This window comes from Nocardia flavorosea (assembly GCF_015477805.1).
Taxonomy (GTDB): Bacteria; Actinomycetota; Actinomycetes; order Mycobacteriales; family Mycobacteriaceae; genus Nocardia; species Nocardia flavorosea_A.
Genome location: NZ_JADLQL010000005.1, coordinates 373,927 through 390,489, shown reverse-complemented (window position 1 = coordinate 390,489; position 16,563 = coordinate 373,927). Strand labels below are relative to the sequence as shown.

The window sequence follows — 16,563 nt, the reverse complement described above, 5'->3', positions numbered from 1 at the left end:
ATTGCCCGTCCGGGCTCGATTATGTCCCGGGCGTGGCGGTCCGGGGCTGGGCTGTGGTTTCCGTCGAGGGTGCGGTCGCGTCGTCGACGGGGTCGACGGCGGACGAAGTCGCGATGGTGTTGCCGGTGGCGTCGGCACCCCCGGTGGGGGCAGTGCTGCCGTCTTCCGACACTTCCTCACCTTCTTCTTCGGTCGTGGTCACCGTGGTTTCCGGCGTCGTCGTCTCCGCCGTGGTTGTTTCCGGCGTTGTCGTCACCGGCGTCGTCGTTTCGGTTTCCGTGGTTTTCGTGGGTTCGGTCGTCGTGGTGGTGGCCGGTGGTGGCGTCGTCGTCTCCGGCGGAGACGAGGTAGTGCTGGGTTGCGCATCCGGTTCGGGCCGCACCGGAGCCGGAACCGGTTCCACCGCCGGCGCGCCCGGCATCACCGAGGTGACCGGCACCGATTCCGTAACCGAAACCGGTGGCGCGGGACGGTGTGCTGGTTCCGGGATTTCCGAGTGGAGGGTGGTCGAGTCCGGGACTCGGATGACCGGGCTCGTCACCGGGAGCGTTGTTCCGGGTGTCTCGGTGACCAGCGTGCTGTCGTCACGGGTGAGGGCGAGCGCCGAGGTTCCGGCGACGGCGAGACCGAGCACGGACATCACGACAATCGCCCGCCACGGCGGACGGGGCGTCGGAGCCGGGTCCCCGGCCATAGCCGGAGGCCGGTCCCCGGACGCGGCCGAAAACGGAGACTGGTCAACTGGCACAGTAAAAGCCGGTTGCGAATCCTGGGCTGCGGCCGTAGCCGGAAGCGGGTCCCCGGGTGCGGCCGGATCCGGATGCTGGTCGGCGGGCACGGTCGAGACTGGTTGCGGATACCCGGTTGCGGCCGAGACCGGAAGCGGGTCCCCGGGTGCGACCGGAACTGGATGCTGGTCGGCGGGCACGGTCGAGACTGGTTGCGGGATCCCGGTTGCGGGGGTAACCGGAAGCGGGTCCACCGGCGCAGCCGAAGCAGTAAATGGGTCCCCGGCCGCCGGGCCACCCGGGTCCGGTGTGGCGGGGAGTGGAGTCGGAGCCGGCACCGCCGGCGTGAGCGGTTTGTGCCCGGCCGGCGACGGTGCGGTCGGTGGCTCCCACAGGGCGGCCCGGGCAGCGGCCGCCAGTTCACCCGCGGTTTCGTAGCGGTCGGCGGGATTCTTGGCCATACCTTTGGCGATGACGGCATCGAACGGTCGCGGCAGTCCCGCGGTCGACGGCAGCGGCGGTTGGTCGTTGAGGTGCGCGGCGATCTGGCGTTGCATGCTCTCGCCGCGGTAGGGCTTGGCGCCCACCAGGCATTCGTAGAGGACACAGGCCAGCGAGTACACATCCGAGCGGGCGCCCGACGCGTCGTCCGCGAGCCGTTCCGGGGCCATATAGGCGAAGGTGCCGATCACCGCGCCCGTGGTGGTGACGGTGGTGTCCTCCTCGCTACGCGCGATCCCGAAATCGATCAGATAGGCGAAACTTTGCGGCGTGACCAGGATATTGGACGGTTTCACATCCCGGTGCACGAGTCCTTCGGCGTGCGCCGCATCCAGTGCCGCAGCGACCTGGGCGATCACCTCGACCGATTCGCCGGCGTCCAATCGGCCCCGTTCCGCGAGCAGTTCGGCCAGATTGGGCGCCTGCACCAGCCGCATATCGAGGAACAGGCGGCCGTCGATCTCGCCGAAATCGTGGATCGGCACGATATGTGGTTCGGCCAGCCGGGCCGCCACCTGGGCTTCCCGCTGGAAACGTTTACGGTACAGGGCGTCGTGGGCGAACTCGCGCGCGAGGACTTTCACCGCCACCAGCCGGTCGGTTCCGGTGTCGTAGGCGCGGTGCACTTCCCCCATGGCCCCGGCGCCGAGCAGATCGAGCAGCCGGTAACGGCCGAACGGTGTTCCTTCCACGAGCAACGGATACCACATCCTGTGACCGTTCACAGCACCCCGTACGTGCCGGGAACGTCCGTGAAATCCGATGAAATAGCTGGTTATTCAATGTTTCCGGGTTCGTCCGGAGGGGCGTCGGCGGTGCCGGATCCGATCGGTGGATCGGCGAACACACGAGCCACGCCCGAGACTGTCAGCCGGGCCGCCGCCGCGTCGGCGACCCGCAGCGCGAAACGGCCGGCGTCGGGGTCGAGCGCGATGAGCCCGTATTCGCAGTCGACCTCGTCCTCGGCGAGGTCCAGGGCGCGCAGTGCGTCGGCCAGCACCCAATCCCGGGGCAGATCGATGGTCAGCAGCAGCACCAGACCAGATTACGCCCGGGTGGCCGCCTTCTGGAGTTCGGCCAGCAATGCCCGGGGTTCGGCGACGCCGTACCCGTGATCGTGATCGAATCCCGCGCCACCCCGGTCGGCCGCGGTGCGGTGCAGCAGCTCGCGTAGGCGGGCCGGTGGGATCCGCGTGGCCGGCCATTTCGTCCGGAACGCGGCGACCACACCGGCCAGCACCGGGCAGGACGCCGAGGTACCGGTGTCGGGCACCTCCGCGCCGAAGGCGGTGGAGCCGAGGAAATGGGTGTAGGAACAGATATCGGGTTTGCGGTCGGCCAGCCGGCCCGGGCCCTGCGACGAATACCCCACCCGCTGCCCGCCGGTATCGACACCCGCCACCGATAAGACGTTCGGATGCGAATTCGCCCCGGTGATGGGCCGCTCGGGGTAGGCGCAGCGTCCGTCCGGGCAGTCGCGTCCGCAGTTACCGGCGGCGAAGAGGATATCGGCGCCCGCCGCATCCAGTGATCCGACGATGACATTGAACGGGTGGCCGGGATTGTCGGAATAGTTGCCCGGGTCGCCGACCGGGAAATCCCACTGCGGTGAGAACGCACCCCAGCTGTTGCTGACCACCAGCGCCCGGCGCTCCGCGGGCTGCTGGGTGAGCACGGTGCGCAGATACGCGAAGGCGGCCAGGGCATCGGAGAGCAGACCGTCCATCTCACTGCCGCCGGTCCGGGAACTCTGCAGCAGCGGGATATCGAGGAAGGTCGCGCGCGGGGCCGCGATGAGCGCGTCGAAGGCGCACATGGTGCCGTGGCCCACCGCGAACTCGCCGGCCGTACCGGTTACTCCGGCCGGATTCCAGCTGCGGGCCGGATCGATCGTGATCTCGGCGCCGCTCGCCGCCCGCACTTTCGCCGCGTTGATCCCGGAATCGAGCACGGCCACCGCCACACCCTCGCCGGTGAGCCCGGCCGCGGTGAGTTCCACGCGACCCAGCAGTTCGGCGACCGTGTTCCAATCGCCCACCGCACCGTCGTCACCACAGGTGCGGACCGGTTCGATCACCGGGTCCGCGAAAACCCCGGTCACCCCGGCGGAACCGGCCAGCGCCTCGCGGGCGGCCCGGTCTCCGTCCGGGATTTCCCCGCGTACCAGGTACGAGCCGGTGCCCGGCTGCGCGGTATCGGCCACCGCCTGTGCCGCCGGTGGCAGGGTGACCGGGGAGAAACCGGAGTCGAGAACGAATCCGGGCAGTTCGCCGGTGAGCTCGGTGGCGGATATACCGGCGGCGGATCCGCTTGCCGTGGAGAGGATTTCAGGAGAGGGGCGAAGCTCGATCACGACTCGCATGCCCGCAATGGTGCCTCGCGACCGCGGACATGGCAATCGGGCCCGTTCAGCGTGCCGGGATGCGGTGGGCGGCCAACCGGTCGAGCACGGCCTGGTTGGCCTCCCAGCCGTCCGGGAATTTCACCGGTACTCCCAGGTAGACGGGTTCGGCGGACGGGTGCGCGTCCAGCAGTTCGTCGATCCCGCGGCGGCCGACGACGATACAGGCGTGCCGATGCCGTGACGCCAGCACACACAGCCGCCCGGCCTCCAGATGGAACGCACCCGCGTCGCGGCGGCCCGACAGCGGATGCAGAATGACCGTGACATCGTATTCGCGGCCCTGCAACCGGTTGGCTGTATCGACGGTGACCTCGGCGGCGATCGTCGGAGCCAGCGCATCCCGCACCGCCTGGGCCTGATCGCGGTGCGCGGTGCCGACGGCGATCCGGGTCGCATCGACTTCCCTGGTGCCCTGTTCGGAATGGGCGATACCGCCGCGTTCCAGCAACCGGCAGGTGAGGTCGGCGATGGCGGCGACCGCTTCGCCGTCCGTGCGCAGGGTGTGCCGGGCGGGCAGTTCGTAGTAGGCCCAGCCGTGGGCGGCGGCCTCGTCCAGTACCTCGTCCACCGGCCCACGCAGCCCGCGGGTGCCGAATTCCAGCCGCCGCTGCTCCGGCCGGGTCCCGGCCTCGAACGGGGCGAACGGATAGAACGCGGCGGATACCACCGACGCCGCCGAGGGCGGGAGCCGCCACGACACGGGCAGCGTATGCACCGGGATACCGTCGTTGTGGTTGAGCATCACCGCGACCGCGCTCATGGTCGGATCCCAGGACAGGCCCGCCCACCGGTCGGAATCGACGGTGGCGAAGGGGTCGAGCTGGCCGGGGTCACCCACGAACAGCCCGCGTTCGAAGCGGTTGGCTATGCGCAGCAACATATCCGAGCGCATTTGATACGCCTCGTCGACGATCGCATACGACCAGCGGCCTTCGTCCAGCGTGGCCCATTTCGCGGCCGTGCCGATCACGATGGCGCAGCGTTCCAGGTCGGCGGGGCGGGTGGCGACATCCACATTCTCGCGGTCGATCCGGGCGCTGGGCCGGTAGTCGCCGGCCGACAGGCGCCCGATCCGCAGTTCGGGGTCGGCGGTGGCGAGCCGGTCGATGAGGTCGTCGACCTGTTCGTTGGTCTGTGCGACGATCATCCGCTGCTCGTCGTCGGCGGCGGCCAGCTGCCGGGCGGCGCGTACCACCAGCGTGGACTTTCCGGCACCGGGCGGGGAATCCACCACCAGCGCCCGGTGCGCGGTGTTGTCGAGATCGGTGAGGATCGCGCCGATCACCGCGTCGGCTGTGCTCACGACCGCGCCTCGGCTGTGCTCGGTTTCGTCGTGCGTACTTGTGCGCCGCGCTGATGGTTCACTCGCTGTCGCTCGCTCACGACCACTCCTCCACATGTTCGGCCGACGGGTCGGGCGGGGGTCCGCCGTGCGTCCACGGTGTCTCCTCGCGCGGCGGGAGCTTGGCGGGCGGCCCGCCGAATCCGCTGGGGGAGAAGCGGGCGAAACCGATCGGGTCGCCCTCTTCGGGCACGCTGCCCACAGCCGGGTTCTTGCCCTGACCCATACCGCTCACCAGCTCCAGCTGGACCACATCGTCGGCGACCGCGACCACTTCGGCTTTCTGAGCGGGCCGGTCGATCCGGAACAACGTTTCGCCGACGCGGCCGCGGAACGGATCGGTGGTGTGCACCCAGACATAGGGCCGCGGGACCTCCCGCGATTTCGGTTTCGCCCGCCGCTCGGGTTCGGACTCGACGACAGTGCCCTGGAACGCCTCGCCGACGAGCCGGTATTCGATCAGTACCCGCGGATCGTCGAACGCCCGCTGGGCCTGGAAGGTGTCGAGGGCCTGTTCCTGTTTGAGCAGCCGCCGGGTCGCCGAGACGGCGGAGTCGCGCCGGGCCTGCGGGTAGCCCTCCGGAATATCGGAGACGAACCAGGAGAAAGCCGACCGGTCGTCGGTCCAGCGCCGGTCCACGCTGGCGCCTTCGGGCAGTTCGCGCAGCAGCTCCACCGCCCGCCACATCAGCCGCCAGGTCGGTTCCACCTGGCCCCGCAACGCCTGCTCGAGCCGTTCGGCGGCAATGACTTTCGCCCATTCGTGTTCGGCACTGTCGTAGGCGGCGATCAGCGGTGCCAGTTCCTCGTTGTCGAATCCGGGGTCGGTGGCGGGACCGGCGGGCGGCGCGGCGAGCGGATCCTCGGCGAGGGCGGCGGCCTGGGCGCCGGTGAGCCCGGCGGGCGGGTCGATCCAGCCGAGCAGGGCGGCCAGATTCGCATCCTCCAGCGCGGACTGCCCCGACGCCCAATGCGCGGTGAGCACCGAGGTCATCGCCAGGCAGACACTGGATCCCGGGAAATCCGAGCGATCACCGAACCAGGTGAGCCAGCGCCCCAGCAGCGGTAGCGATTCCGGGACGGCGTTCTCGCCCTCGGTGCGATGGAATCGCACCGAGCGGCCCAGCAACCGCAGGAACTGCACACCACCGAGATTGGGCACCAGCAGTTGCGGGGCATCGAGGTAGCGCAGATAGGTCTCGCCGGTCGATTTGACCGTCAGTTCCTCGGCGTTCTCGCAGAACGCCGAAATATACGGCAGGACGCGGTCGGCCAGCTGTTCGATGAAACGCAGGCGCAGGATCCGGTCGCGCGGCTGCGCCACGATCAGCACCGTCGAATCCTCCGGCGCCGTACCGAGCATCACCGCCAGCGGTGCGGCGGCCTCACCGGCCAGCCGCAGTGGCACGAGCACCAGCGGACGGTCCGCGAGGTGGTAGTGCCGCCGGGCCGCAATGGGTTCGGCGCGACCGGTCCGCGCCGCGGTCGCCTTGGCGAGCGCGCTCAGCACACTCATACCGCCGCCTCCGGGCCCGACCCACGCATGCTCGATTCGGTGGCGATGAACGGGACCGCTCTGTAGTGATGCCGCGCTACCACCTCCGGGCCCGACTCGGTCATACCATGCCCGGGGACGGTGAGCGGGGGGCCGGCGTGGTTACGCGACGCTGCCGGCGTCTCGCTCATGGGACGGGTGACGATGAGCCGGGGTGTCGCGTGGTGAGGTATCGCCGCCCTCGGTTGCTGCCCATTCAGGCCGGGGCCTATGGGGGTGAGCTGGGGGGCTGTGTGGTTATGCGGCACTGCCGCCGCTGGGCGTGCCCCCCTCATCCTGCGACCTCGAGTCGCAGGGCATGTGCCTGGCGCAGCATCTCGGCGATATCGGCATGCTCCGGGGCCGGCTCGAGGGTGCCCTCGGCGAGCGCCAGTACGGTGTCGAGATTGTCGATCCCGCCGAGGTCGTCGCAGACTCCGCGGCCCAGCGTATCCACCGACCCCTGCGCCCGGGCCTCGGCGCGGCAGGCGAACGCCAATTCGCAGCTGGACATGCATTCCGGTGCGTACCGGGACGGAATCGCCGAGACGGTGTCCGCCAGCCCCTCACCCGGTGTGAACGACGCACCGTCGGGCACCAGGTCCAGCAGGGAATCGATGGAGGTGAGCCGGGAGAGCTGCCGCCCGATCACCGCGAGCTGTTTACGGAGATCGAGTTTCGCCGCCACCGGACGGTTGGTGAAATCCCGCGCGGCCACCAGGATCGATTCGTGCGCCACGGCGTCCGGTGAATACCCCAGGTCGCGCAGGAGTTCCCGCATCGCCAGGACATATACCGCCGACTGCCGCGCCGCCGAGGCGACCTGCGTGGGATCGGCCTGGCCGTCGACGATGGCGAACGATTTGATCTCCACGACATAGAACTTCCCGCCGATCTGCAGCGCCACCACATCGGGTTCCAGGTATGCGGTGGCGCCCGCGATCTCGAGTCGCAGCATCGGGTGGTCGAACAGTGTGCCCTGGCCCGAACTCAACGCCTGCCCGAGTAGCTGTTTCGTGCGCTGATAGCGGATCGAGTTGGTGGCGTTGTCGCCCACGGTCGCGAGATCGTGGTAGCCCACCTCGGGAATGCTCAGCCCGAGTTCCTCCCGCAGCAACCGGAGCAGTTCGGCGCAGCCGTGTGCCTTCACCATGGCCTCGAACGAGTTACCGCGGGTGATCGCGAACGGCGATTGGCCGAACTGCGGCGGAAACCCGAGTTCGCGGGCGATCACGGTTTTGTCCACCGCCGCGGCATCCAGTAACGCCCGGCGCGCGCACCCCGGATTGGCGGTGAGTGCCGCGATGGTGCGGGCATTGTGGCGGCCGGCCGGGGCCGCGCCGCGCAGCTCGTCCAGGCGGGTGGTCAGGGATTTCTGCGCAAGAGTCATCTCAGGCCTCGTTCCTTCGCCGTCCGGCCACGGCCAGCCGTGTGCCGAACAATTGCGCCGCGGGATCCGCCAGTTGCCGCTGTGCCCGCTCCGCGGCGTCGGCCCGCTGCTGTATGTCGTCTTCTCTGTGCACCTCGAGTTCGCGTTCCGCGGCCGCCAGCACCACGTCCGGGTCGATCGCGGTCCCGTCGGTGGCGCCCGGGATGGATACCGCCAGCTGCCACAGCACCCGCTGTCGCGCGGCGGTATCGCCGTGCTCGGCCAGATGCCGGGCCAGGCGGGTCGCGGCGGTGAGCAGGTCCACCCGCGGACTCAGCGGCCCGACCATACGCTGCGCCGCCGGCCAGGTGCTCACCGCCAGCAGGCCGCGGGCCGGGGCCAGCAGATCGGTGGTGAGGGCCGCGCAGACGTAGTACGGGCGGGCGTACGGGGCCGCGCGGAACGACCGCTCCTCGTCCCGGCGCAGGCTGGTGAGCCGGGCCGCCACCAGTTCCCCCGAGAAGAAGGCTTCGTGTACGGCCAGTACGAGCTTCGGAGCGGCCGGTACCGAGAGCAGGGTGAGCGCGCGGTGCACGTGTTCGCGCACCGGCACCGCGCCCGATTGCTGCCGGGGTGGGCCGGCGGGGGCGGGGGTACCGAGAACTGCCGCGTCCCATTCCGCTTCGGCGGTACGTAATTCGGCGCGCAACCGACGCGCTGCCGTCCGATCCCCGGATCCGGCGGCGCGGCGCACCTGTGTGCGCAGCTCGGCTATGCGCTGTTCGAGCGCCTCGGCGGTGGGCATGGGGGAGAATCTAGGGCGCGATTCCAGGGAAGTCCAGTAAATGCCAGTATTTGCCGCGGTATGTCGCTCGCATTACCGGATTCCGGAAGCCGCCTCCTCCATACTTTTGGGTATGTTACCGTCGCGGCCATGGTTGCGGCCGCGCCGGAGAACACCCCCGGAATCACTCAGAACTTCGTCGATGCTCTGGCCGAAAGAGCGCGGGCCGCAGAACAATTGCGACGCCTGCCCGACCAGACTCTCGCCGATGCGGTCGCGTCCGGTTTCCTCGAATATCTCGTCCCGCACCGATTCGGCGGCCGCCAGGAGAAATTCCCCGCCATCCTCGATCCGATCCGCCGAATGGCGCACGGCTGCGTCTCCAGCGCGTGGACCCTGGGCTTCTACACCCTGCACAACTGGCTGCTCGCCCTGTTCCCGGAACAGGCGCAGGCGCAGGCATACGGCACCGGTCCGTTCCTGTGCCCGGCTCCGCTCGCCCCGACCGGCCGCGGTGTCCCCGCCGACGGCGGTATCACGCTGTCCGGCCGCTGGTCCTGGGCCACCGGCGTCATGGGTGCGAACTGGATCATGGTCGGCGCACTGTGCGGCCCCGACGACGGCCTCTATCCCGCGCTGGCCCTGCTGCCCGCCACCGATATCACGATCGACGACGTCTGGCACACCGAAGGTATGCGCGCCACCGGCTCCAACGATGTCGTGATCCGGAATGCGCACGTCGGCGACCATCGCCTGGTCCGCTCGTTCGATATCAACAGCGGATCGGCCCCCGGCGCGGCCCTGCACGACGCCACGACCTACCGCTGGCCGCTGGTCCCCGCGCTGGCGCTGGCCGCCTCGATGCCCGCCCTCGGCGCCGCCGAACGAGCCACCGATATCTACACCGACCGCCTCGAAGGCCGCATCCTCTACGAGGGCGGCGCCCGCCAACTGGACAAACCCCTGGCCCAGGCGCACCTCGGCCACGCGCGCGTGCGGCTACGTGCCCTTCGCGGCCTGCTCGACGATACGGTCGCCGAGATCGAATCCCTCCTCGATGCCGGTACGCCCGTCCAGGTTCCGGTCCGCGCCCAGGCCCGCCTCGCCGCCGCCTACATCGTCCGCGAATCCCGCACGATCATCGCCGATCTCGTGCACGCTTCCGGCGGCAGTGTCCACTTCACCGACCATCCGCTGCAGCGCCTGAAACGCGATGTGGATGTGCTGAGCGGCCACGTGATCTTCGACTACGACACCACCCGTGAACTCGCCGGCGCCACCGCCCTCGGCCTGAAAACTCCCCGCACCGCCCTGCTCTGAGCTGCAGGGGCTAGCAGAAGAAGCCGTAGATCTTGCTGATCCGGCCCTGCTCGAACACCACGACGTCGCGGCCCGTTCCCGCCGGTGGGCCGTCGGCGGGACCGAAACTCCAGGTGAAGTGCGCGATATCGTGGTGGCCGGACGATTCGCCGAGGACGAAAGAACAGTCGGTGAATTGCTGCTGCCAGCTCGCGATGTAGGTATCTATCGCCGACCTGCCCTGTGCCGAGGTGTTGGGGTCCACGTAGTGAGCGCCGGCGGTGAAGATCTCCGCACCGATCGCCTGTCTGATGCTCGGGTCCCGCTCGTTCCACACCGAGATGTAGGCCGCCAGTAAATCCATGCCGGAATGACTTCGAGAGTTCATGACAACATGGTGAACGTTCATACCGGTATGAAGGTCAAGGAGAAACGGTGCATATCGGTGAGCTGAGCCGCCGGACCGAGGTCAACACCCACCAGTTGCGGTACTACGAAGCACAGGGCTTGCTGGAGCCGGTCCGGAACGCGGCCGGATACCGGGTGTACGACGAGGCGGATATCGTCAGGGTGAAGCAGATCCGCCACCTTCTCGACGCCGGCCTGTCGACCGACGACATCGCCTACCTGCTGCCGTGCGCAACCGGAGAAGCCCCCGAACTCCTCGGCTGTCCCGAACTGCTGACGGCCATGCGCACCCGCCTGCATCGCCTGGACGACCGGATAGCCACACTGAACCGCTCCCGCGCGGCCCTGACGCACTACATCGACGAAGCCGCACGAATCGGCGGCGAGATCTACGGCCCGTTCGGTACCGCCGCCCGGGAGCCGGCCCCTGCCTGAGCAGGCCGACGGACCCACCACCGCCGGCCCCCGCTGTCCTTGCCCTATCGACTGCTCGGCCCGCCTCGTCCAGGTATCGCGTCCAGAGCCGGAAGGGGAGGGTGGCCGCGACGAACCTCGGGGAACCGGGGCGGTATCCACCCAGGACCGGCTCGCCGCACTCGACACGCTCGCGCCCGTCGCCCAGCGCGTCGGCCGCCTGGTGACCACCGTCCGGCGTGTAGACCCGGCGCCGCCGTGACCGCGGGACCCGGGCAGAGCGGTACCTCCGCCGACCTGTGCCGAGGTTGCGCGTCAGATGATCCCTCGAGTGCGCAGGACTTCCAGTTCTTCGGTGTTCTTGCCGAGCAGACCGGTGTACACGTCCTGGTTGTGCTGACCAGGCCGCGCGGACCCCGCGTTGCGGATGGTGCCCGGTGTCGCCGACAGAACGGGAATCACACCGGGACCCTTGATGTTCCGGTCGATCCGTTCGTCGTAGTGGTCGGCGATCATGCCGCGGGCGTTGAGTTGCGGGTCGGTGACCACTTCGGCGACCGTGTTGATCGGGCCGCTGATCACGCCGGCCTTGTTCAGCAGATCGATGATGTCCCGGGGCTGCCGCTGCGCCGCCCACTCGCCGATGATCTTGTCGAGTTCGTCCTGGTTGCGGCCCCGTGCGGTGTGTTCGACGAAACGTTGGTCGGTGGCGAGTTCCGGACGCCCCATGGCCGCGCACAGGCGGCGGAACACGGTGTCCTGGTTCGCCGCGATCACCACCCAGCTGCCGTCGGCGGTGCGGTAGATATTCGACGGGGCGATCCCTTCCAGCCGGGTGCCCGAGGGGCCGCGGACGACCCCGCCGACGTCGTAGTCGGGGATCGTGGATTCCTGGACGGCCAGGCAGGCTTCGGTGAGGGCGGCGTCGACGACCTGACCCTCGCCGGTGACCGTCCGCCGGTACAGCGCCGCCAGGGCGCCCTGCGCGGCGAACATGCCGGCGAGGCTGTCGCCGAGGGAGAGCGCCAGCCGCGGCGGCGGGCCGCCGGGGAAACCGTTCATATGGCGCAGCCCGCTGGTGGCCTCGGCGACCGAGGCGTATCCGGCCTTCTGTGCGTCCGGGCCGGTCTGCCCGTAACCGGACACCCGGACCAGGATGATGCCGCGATTACGTTCTCGCAGCACGTCGTAACCGAGACCCCACCGTTCCAGCGTGCCCGGCCGCAGGTTCTCCACGATGATGTCGGATTTCTCCGCCAGCTCGAGAAACAGATCGCGGCCGGCGTCTTCCCGCAGGTTCAGGGTGACGGCTTTCTTGTTCCGGGCGTGCACGGTCCAGAAGAAATGGTGACCGTCGAGTTCGGCCTGGCCCCAGGTGCGCAGCGGGTCGGGGGCGTCCGGTGGTTCGAGTTTGATCACCTCGGCGCCCATATCGCCGAGTAGCCGCCCGGCGAAGGGCCCGGAGATCAGGGTGCCGATCTCGAGTACGCGGATACCGTCGAGAGCGCCGGTTGTCGTCGCGGAGTCCATCACTGCATTATCTCCCGTTTCGGTGCGGCGTGTTCCGGCCGGGCGGAGGTGCGCGTAGTCCCAGCAGCGGACGGCCCGGGACGCGGGCGGCGGCGGGGGCCACTTCGCCCCCGCCCCGGTAGTCTGTGCTGAACGCTCATTCCGCCGGGCCGAGGCCCCGTGTCCGCAGCCAGCCGTCCACCAGCCCGATAGCTTTGGCCAGCGGTTCGCGTTGGCCCGGGCCCAGGTAATAGTGGTTCGCGCCGGGGATCTCGTGCAGTTCCTTGTCCGCGCAACCCAGGGCCTCGTAGATGCGGTGGGCGTGCGAGGGCGTGCAGACATTGTCGGCCGCGTTGTAGAGCACCAGCGTCGGCACGGCGATATCCGGGCCGCAGGCCACCGCGTCGCCGCGGGCGTCGTCGATACTCCACTGCGACAGCCAGCTGCGCAGGGTGGTGAACCGGGCGAGACCGAACGCGCCCATGTTCACCTCCTGTGGTTCGCCGAGGTAGGACTCGCCCGGCGTGCGGTCGTTGGGGTCCAGGGCCGGGTCGAGAACCGTGGGATCGGCCATCGTGCCGTGGACGACGAAACAGTGTTCGTCCTGCGGGCGGCCGGAAGCCTGGATGGCGGCCAGTTTCTCCTTGACCCAGGCCGTGATCCGGCGGTTGCGGTCGTGCTGGGCCTGCCGGAAACGGGCCACGAAATCCTGGCTGTAGGGCGGCTGGTTGGGGTTGCCGGGGTTGTAGAGGTCGAGTTCGGGGTCGCGCCGGGTGGGATCGGATTCGTCGAGAATCGACGGGTCGATGCATTCGGTGAGCGTGTGATGGCGGCTGATATGGGCGGCCATCAGCAGTATCGCGTCGGCGGGCGGCAGGTCCAATTCGGTGAGGTCCGGGCCGTCGCCGGACGGGCTCGCCGTCACCGTCGGGTGCTGGGCCTGCTGCTGGTAGTACACCGATAGCGATCCGCCGCCGCTCCAGCCCGCCAGCACCACCTTCCGGTAGCCGAGCCGCTGTTTCGCGTCCCGGATACATTCGCCGAGATCCTGCACCACCTTCTCCATGAGCAGCGCGGCATCGGCGCCCCGGTAGCGGCTGTTGCAGACGATGATATGGTGGCCGGCCTTGGCCAGCGCCGTGACGATCGGCAGATAGGTGCCGCTGGACACCGGGTGCATGAGCACCAGCACCGTTTCCGAAGCCAGATCGGCCGGTTTCACCAGAATCGAATCGAGGGTGACCATTTCGGTGAGACCGCCGTAGGCGTCCCGGGTGCCGGAGGTGTTCGCGTAGGCGATCACGTACGGGGTGCGTTCGACATGATGCGACATGAATTGCCTGCCTTCGTCTTTCGAAGCGAGATATCCCGCCCACCGTCGTGCCCGGTGGCGCGCCGGGACTCGGTGTGGTTCGGGCTCGGCCGGTTCCCGGCCACCGGCCGGCCGGGGCGAGTGGACCGGTTCAGTGCGCGCCGAGGTTGTTCGCCAAGATTTCGGGGGAGGGGATCAGGCGCCGGCGGGTATCGACGGCGATGGTGGTCCAGCCGATATGGCTGATCTCCGCCCGCTTACGCCGCGCGCGCTCCCGCATCTTCTCCGGGGCCCCGTGGTGTACCCCCTGCGGTGCATGCGAGATCAATCCCGGCGGCATCGGGACGCCGTACATGTCGCCGCCGTGGAAGAACGCGATCTCGTCGTAGTCGGCATTGCGGTGATACCAGGGGATCGTTTCCGTGCCCGGCGCCGATTCGGCCCGTTTCGGCAGGAAGTTCATCACGTACACGCCGGTGGCCTGCATGAACAGATGCACCGTGGCGGGCAGGTGCACCGTATCGGAGAGGACCACGTTGTAGTCGGCGATATTGAAGGTGAACGGAAAATTGTCGCCCTGCCAGCCCACCACGTCCAGCGGATGATGCGGATAGAACAGGGAGGTCGGGCCGCCCTCGTGGACCAGCCGAACCTCGTATTCGTCGCGGCCGTCGTCGTCCATGGGCGCGGGTTCCGGGATCGTCATCCGATTCGGATCGAACGGGAAATGCCGGCCCAGTGGCCCCGCCGGCGGGATCCGGAACTCCTCGGTCGCCTCGATCATGAGCAGCGTGGTTTCGCTTTCGGGAACCTGACGGAACGTGCACGCCTTCGGCACGTACACCCAGTCGCCTTCGCGGTAGCGCATCGGCCCGAATTCGGTTTCCAGCAGCCCGGAACCCTTGTGTACGAACGAGAGTAGATCGCCGTCGATGTACCGGGCGAAGAATGGCATCTCCTGGGAGCGCCGGCTCAGTGAGATCCGGCAGTCGGCATTGGAGAACAGCAGCAGCGGCGAACCCGCCGGATCCGTCGAGTCGGTGGGTTTCAGCGCGTCGGCGAGCACATCCACCGGAGCCAGCGGGCCGGTGGCGCGGTAGCTCACCGGGTCGTTGCGCCGATACAACTGTGCGGTGCGCCCGGTGAAACCACCGCGCCCCAGTTCATCGTCCTTGAGTCCGTCGAGATCGGCGTGCAGCCGGTCGGGAGTCGTGCCTTTCCGCAGGTGCACAAAGGATTCCATAGCAGTATCCAGTCCTCGTCGGGCGCTGCGGTGCAGGCGGGTGCGGGCCGGGCCGCGGCGATCCCTCGTCCCCGGAGCGCGAAGTGGCTGGGCTCACAGTCGCAGAAAAATTGATTGCAGTCAATATAATCGCGGCCATGGATATCGCACCGGTGTCGCGAGGGCCGCGCAAAGGGCGGGGCAGACCCCCGGCCGGGGAAACACCCGCCCCGGTGGACGAGATCCTGGCCGCCGCGCTGCGCGTTTTCGCCCGCGACGGGTTCGCCGGTGCTTCGGTCGCCGCGATCAACCGGGAACTCGGCGTGAGCCACAACCTGATCCACCAGCGCTTCGGGTCGAAGGAGGCGCTCTGGTACGCGGTCGCGGACTGGATCTTCGCGAACGCGGTCACACTGCTGAAGATCCGGCCCGAACGCACCGGCCCGACCCCGCTGGCGGAGTTCCACGCCGGGATCGTCCGCTTCCTCGAACTACAGGCCGACTACCCCGACGTAGTACGTCTGATCAGCACGGAAGCGGCAATCGAAAGCCCCCGCCTCACCTACCTGTACGACCGGCACATCCAGCCGATATCGGTACTGCTCGCCGAACCCCTGAAACCGCTGCTCCAGCGCAAGATTCTGCACCGCGACGATCTCCGCTCGCTGCATTTCCTCATCGCCCACGGCGCGACCGCCCCGTACGCCGCGCTCCCGCTGGCGACCCGCATGTCCCCGTCGGACCCGCTCGGGAAAACCGCGGTGCGCCGGCACGCGCGGCTGGTCGCCGACACCATCGTCGCGGGAATCGAAGCCCGGATAGCGGGTGCGGAGCAGTCGCCGTAATACTCCGCGGCGTCGCAGTAGCCGTACTGTCCGCGCGACCCGGCCGGCGCGGAATCTCGGGCCCGCATTCCGGTCGCCGACACCATCGCCGCCGGGGGATCGAAGCCCGGATTGCGCGTTCGGACAGTTCCCCGTGAACTACGCGCCGACGCTGTGGGACACGGCCCGGACGGTGCCCGATCGCGTACCGGTCGCGGGACTCCAGCGGTCCGGCGGATGCGGAGGCCGAGTCCGCGCGAGGCGCTGCGGGTCACGTCGCTGCGGGCGCGGGTGCACATGCTCGCCGACCACATTTGTACCGGCCGTTTCCACGACGTCCGCCCGAGCAACGACGGTGGCGCATTCCGGCCGGGGGCCGGCGTTCGTGTGGGTGGTGCGGTCCGTCCGCCTACCGGTCGGCGGTCCGTCCGCCTACCGGTCGCCACGGTGCCGTCGCGCCGCGCACCGTTCCGGCGGCGGATGTCAGTTGGGGAGGCGGTCGGGTGTTGCCGAATCGCCTGTCGGCCGCACCCGGTCGGTGAGCAGTTCGGTGAACTCCTCCGCGTAGGCCAGCTGTTTGCGCAACCGTTCGGCGCTCTCGCGCGCTTTCTCCCGGAAGCTCAGCAGCTCGTTCACAGCCCCGGCACGCCGGTCGTCGGTGGCCGCGGGATCGCCGAGGGTATCGAGACTTTCCAGCAGTTGTTTCATCTCCGCGAGTGTGAAGCCGAGCGGTTTCATCCGCCGGATCACCAGCAGCCGGTCCACATCGGCCTCGGTGTAGAGCCGGAACCCACCGCCGGACCGCGCCGACGGCCGTACCAACCCGACCTCGTCGTAGTGGCGGATGGTTTTGAGCGAGAGCTCGGTTCGTTCCGCGACCTGCCCGATCTGCAGGTAGTCCCCGCCGTTCATC

General features: G+C 68.9%; 15 protein-coding genes. 3 read left to right on the top strand and 12 right to left on the bottom strand.

The window, feature by feature from the left end; genetic code table 11:
• Positions 1-19: 19 nt before the first annotated feature.
• The 7 genes from IU448_RS23395 to IU448_RS23365 form a co-directional block, all read right to left on the bottom strand.
• Positions 20-1,921 (bottom strand): serine/threonine-protein kinase, encoded by a 1,902-nt coding sequence (locus IU448_RS23395; protein WP_195057799.1) that lies wholly within the window; start codon positions 1,919-1,921, stop codon positions 20-22.
• Between the two features lie 83 nt (positions 1,922-2,004).
• A complete protein-coding gene (locus tag IU448_RS23390) occupies positions 2,005-2,265 on the bottom strand; it encodes a hypothetical protein (RefSeq protein WP_195057798.1) in 261 nt (86 codons plus the stop codon).
• 9 nt (positions 2,266-2,274) lie between these two features.
• On the bottom strand, positions 2,275-3,591 hold the full coding sequence (locus IU448_RS23385; protein ID WP_195057797.1) for a S8 family peptidase: 1,317 nt from the start codon (positions 3,589-3,591) through the stop codon (positions 2,275-2,277).
• 46 nt (positions 3,592-3,637) lie between these two features.
• On the bottom strand, positions 3,638-4,936 hold the full coding sequence (locus IU448_RS23380) for an AAA domain-containing protein (RefSeq protein WP_280459107.1): 1,299 nt from the start codon (positions 4,934-4,936) through the stop codon (positions 3,638-3,640).
• Between the two features lie 76 nt (positions 4,937-5,012).
• On the bottom strand, positions 5,013-6,491 hold the full coding sequence (locus IU448_RS23375; RefSeq protein ID WP_195057795.1) for a hypothetical protein: 1,479 nt from the start codon (positions 6,489-6,491) through the stop codon (positions 5,013-5,015).
• 310 nt (positions 6,492-6,801) lie between these two features.
• On the bottom strand, positions 6,802-7,899 hold the full coding sequence (locus IU448_RS23370; protein WP_195057794.1) for a hypothetical protein: 1,098 nt from the start codon (positions 7,897-7,899) through the stop codon (positions 6,802-6,804).
• Position 7,900: 1 nt separating this feature from the next.
• Positions 7,901-8,683, bottom strand: coding sequence for a hypothetical protein (locus tag IU448_RS23365; RefSeq protein WP_195057793.1), 783 nt, complete (start codon positions 8,681-8,683; stop codon positions 7,901-7,903).
• 129 nt (positions 8,684-8,812) lie between these two features.
• Between IU448_RS23365 and IU448_RS23360 the strand changes: the two genes are divergently transcribed.
• Positions 8,813-9,982, top strand: coding sequence for an acyl-CoA dehydrogenase family protein (locus IU448_RS23360; protein WP_195057792.1), 1,170 nt, complete (start codon positions 8,813-8,815; stop codon positions 9,980-9,982).
• 10 nt (positions 9,983-9,992) lie between these two features.
• On the opposite strand, the gene IU448_RS23355 is transcribed toward IU448_RS23360, so the two are convergent.
• On the bottom strand, positions 9,993-10,349 hold the full coding sequence (locus tag IU448_RS23355; RefSeq protein WP_195057791.1) for a nuclear transport factor 2 family protein: 357 nt from the start codon (positions 10,347-10,349) through the stop codon (positions 9,993-9,995).
• Positions 10,350-10,396: 47 nt separating this feature from the next.
• On the opposite strand from IU448_RS23355, the gene IU448_RS23350 reads away from it, so the two are divergent.
• Entirely contained in the window at positions 10,397-10,804 is a 408-nt protein-coding gene (locus IU448_RS23350; protein ID WP_195057790.1) for a MerR family transcriptional regulator, read from the top strand.
• A gap of 294 nt (positions 10,805-11,098) precedes the next feature.
• Here IU448_RS23350 and IU448_RS23345 read toward each other — a convergent pair whose 3' ends face one another.
• The 3 genes from IU448_RS23345 to IU448_RS23335 form a co-directional block, all read right to left on the bottom strand.
• Entirely contained in the window at positions 11,099-12,313 is a 1,215-nt protein-coding gene (locus tag IU448_RS23345) for a CaiB/BaiF CoA transferase family protein (protein WP_195057789.1), read from the bottom strand.
• Positions 12,314-12,449: 136 nt separating this feature from the next.
• On the bottom strand, positions 12,450-13,625 hold the full coding sequence (locus IU448_RS23340; protein WP_195057788.1) for a serine aminopeptidase domain-containing protein: 1,176 nt from the start codon (positions 13,623-13,625) through the stop codon (positions 12,450-12,452).
• Positions 13,626-13,755: 130 nt separating this feature from the next.
• Complete coding sequence (locus IU448_RS23335) at positions 13,756-14,847, bottom strand: homogentisate 1,2-dioxygenase (protein WP_195057787.1); 1,092 nt, start codon at positions 14,845-14,847, stop codon at positions 13,756-13,758.
• Between the two features lie 137 nt (positions 14,848-14,984).
• Here IU448_RS23335 and IU448_RS23330 point away from each other — a divergent pair, with 137 nt between their 5' ends.
• Positions 14,985-15,671, top strand: a complete 687-nt coding sequence (locus IU448_RS23330) for a TetR/AcrR family transcriptional regulator (protein ID WP_195057786.1) — start codon at positions 14,985-14,987, stop codon at positions 15,669-15,671.
• 462 nt (positions 15,672-16,133) lie between these two features.
• On the opposite strand, the gene IU448_RS23325 is transcribed toward IU448_RS23330, so the two are convergent.
• Positions 16,134-16,562 carry a MerR family transcriptional regulator gene (locus IU448_RS23325; protein ID WP_195057785.1) on the bottom strand — a complete coding sequence of 143 codons (429 nt, stop codon included), beginning with the start codon at positions 16,560-16,562 and terminating at the stop codon, positions 16,134-16,136.
• Between the last annotated feature and the right edge of the window lies 1 nt (position 16,563).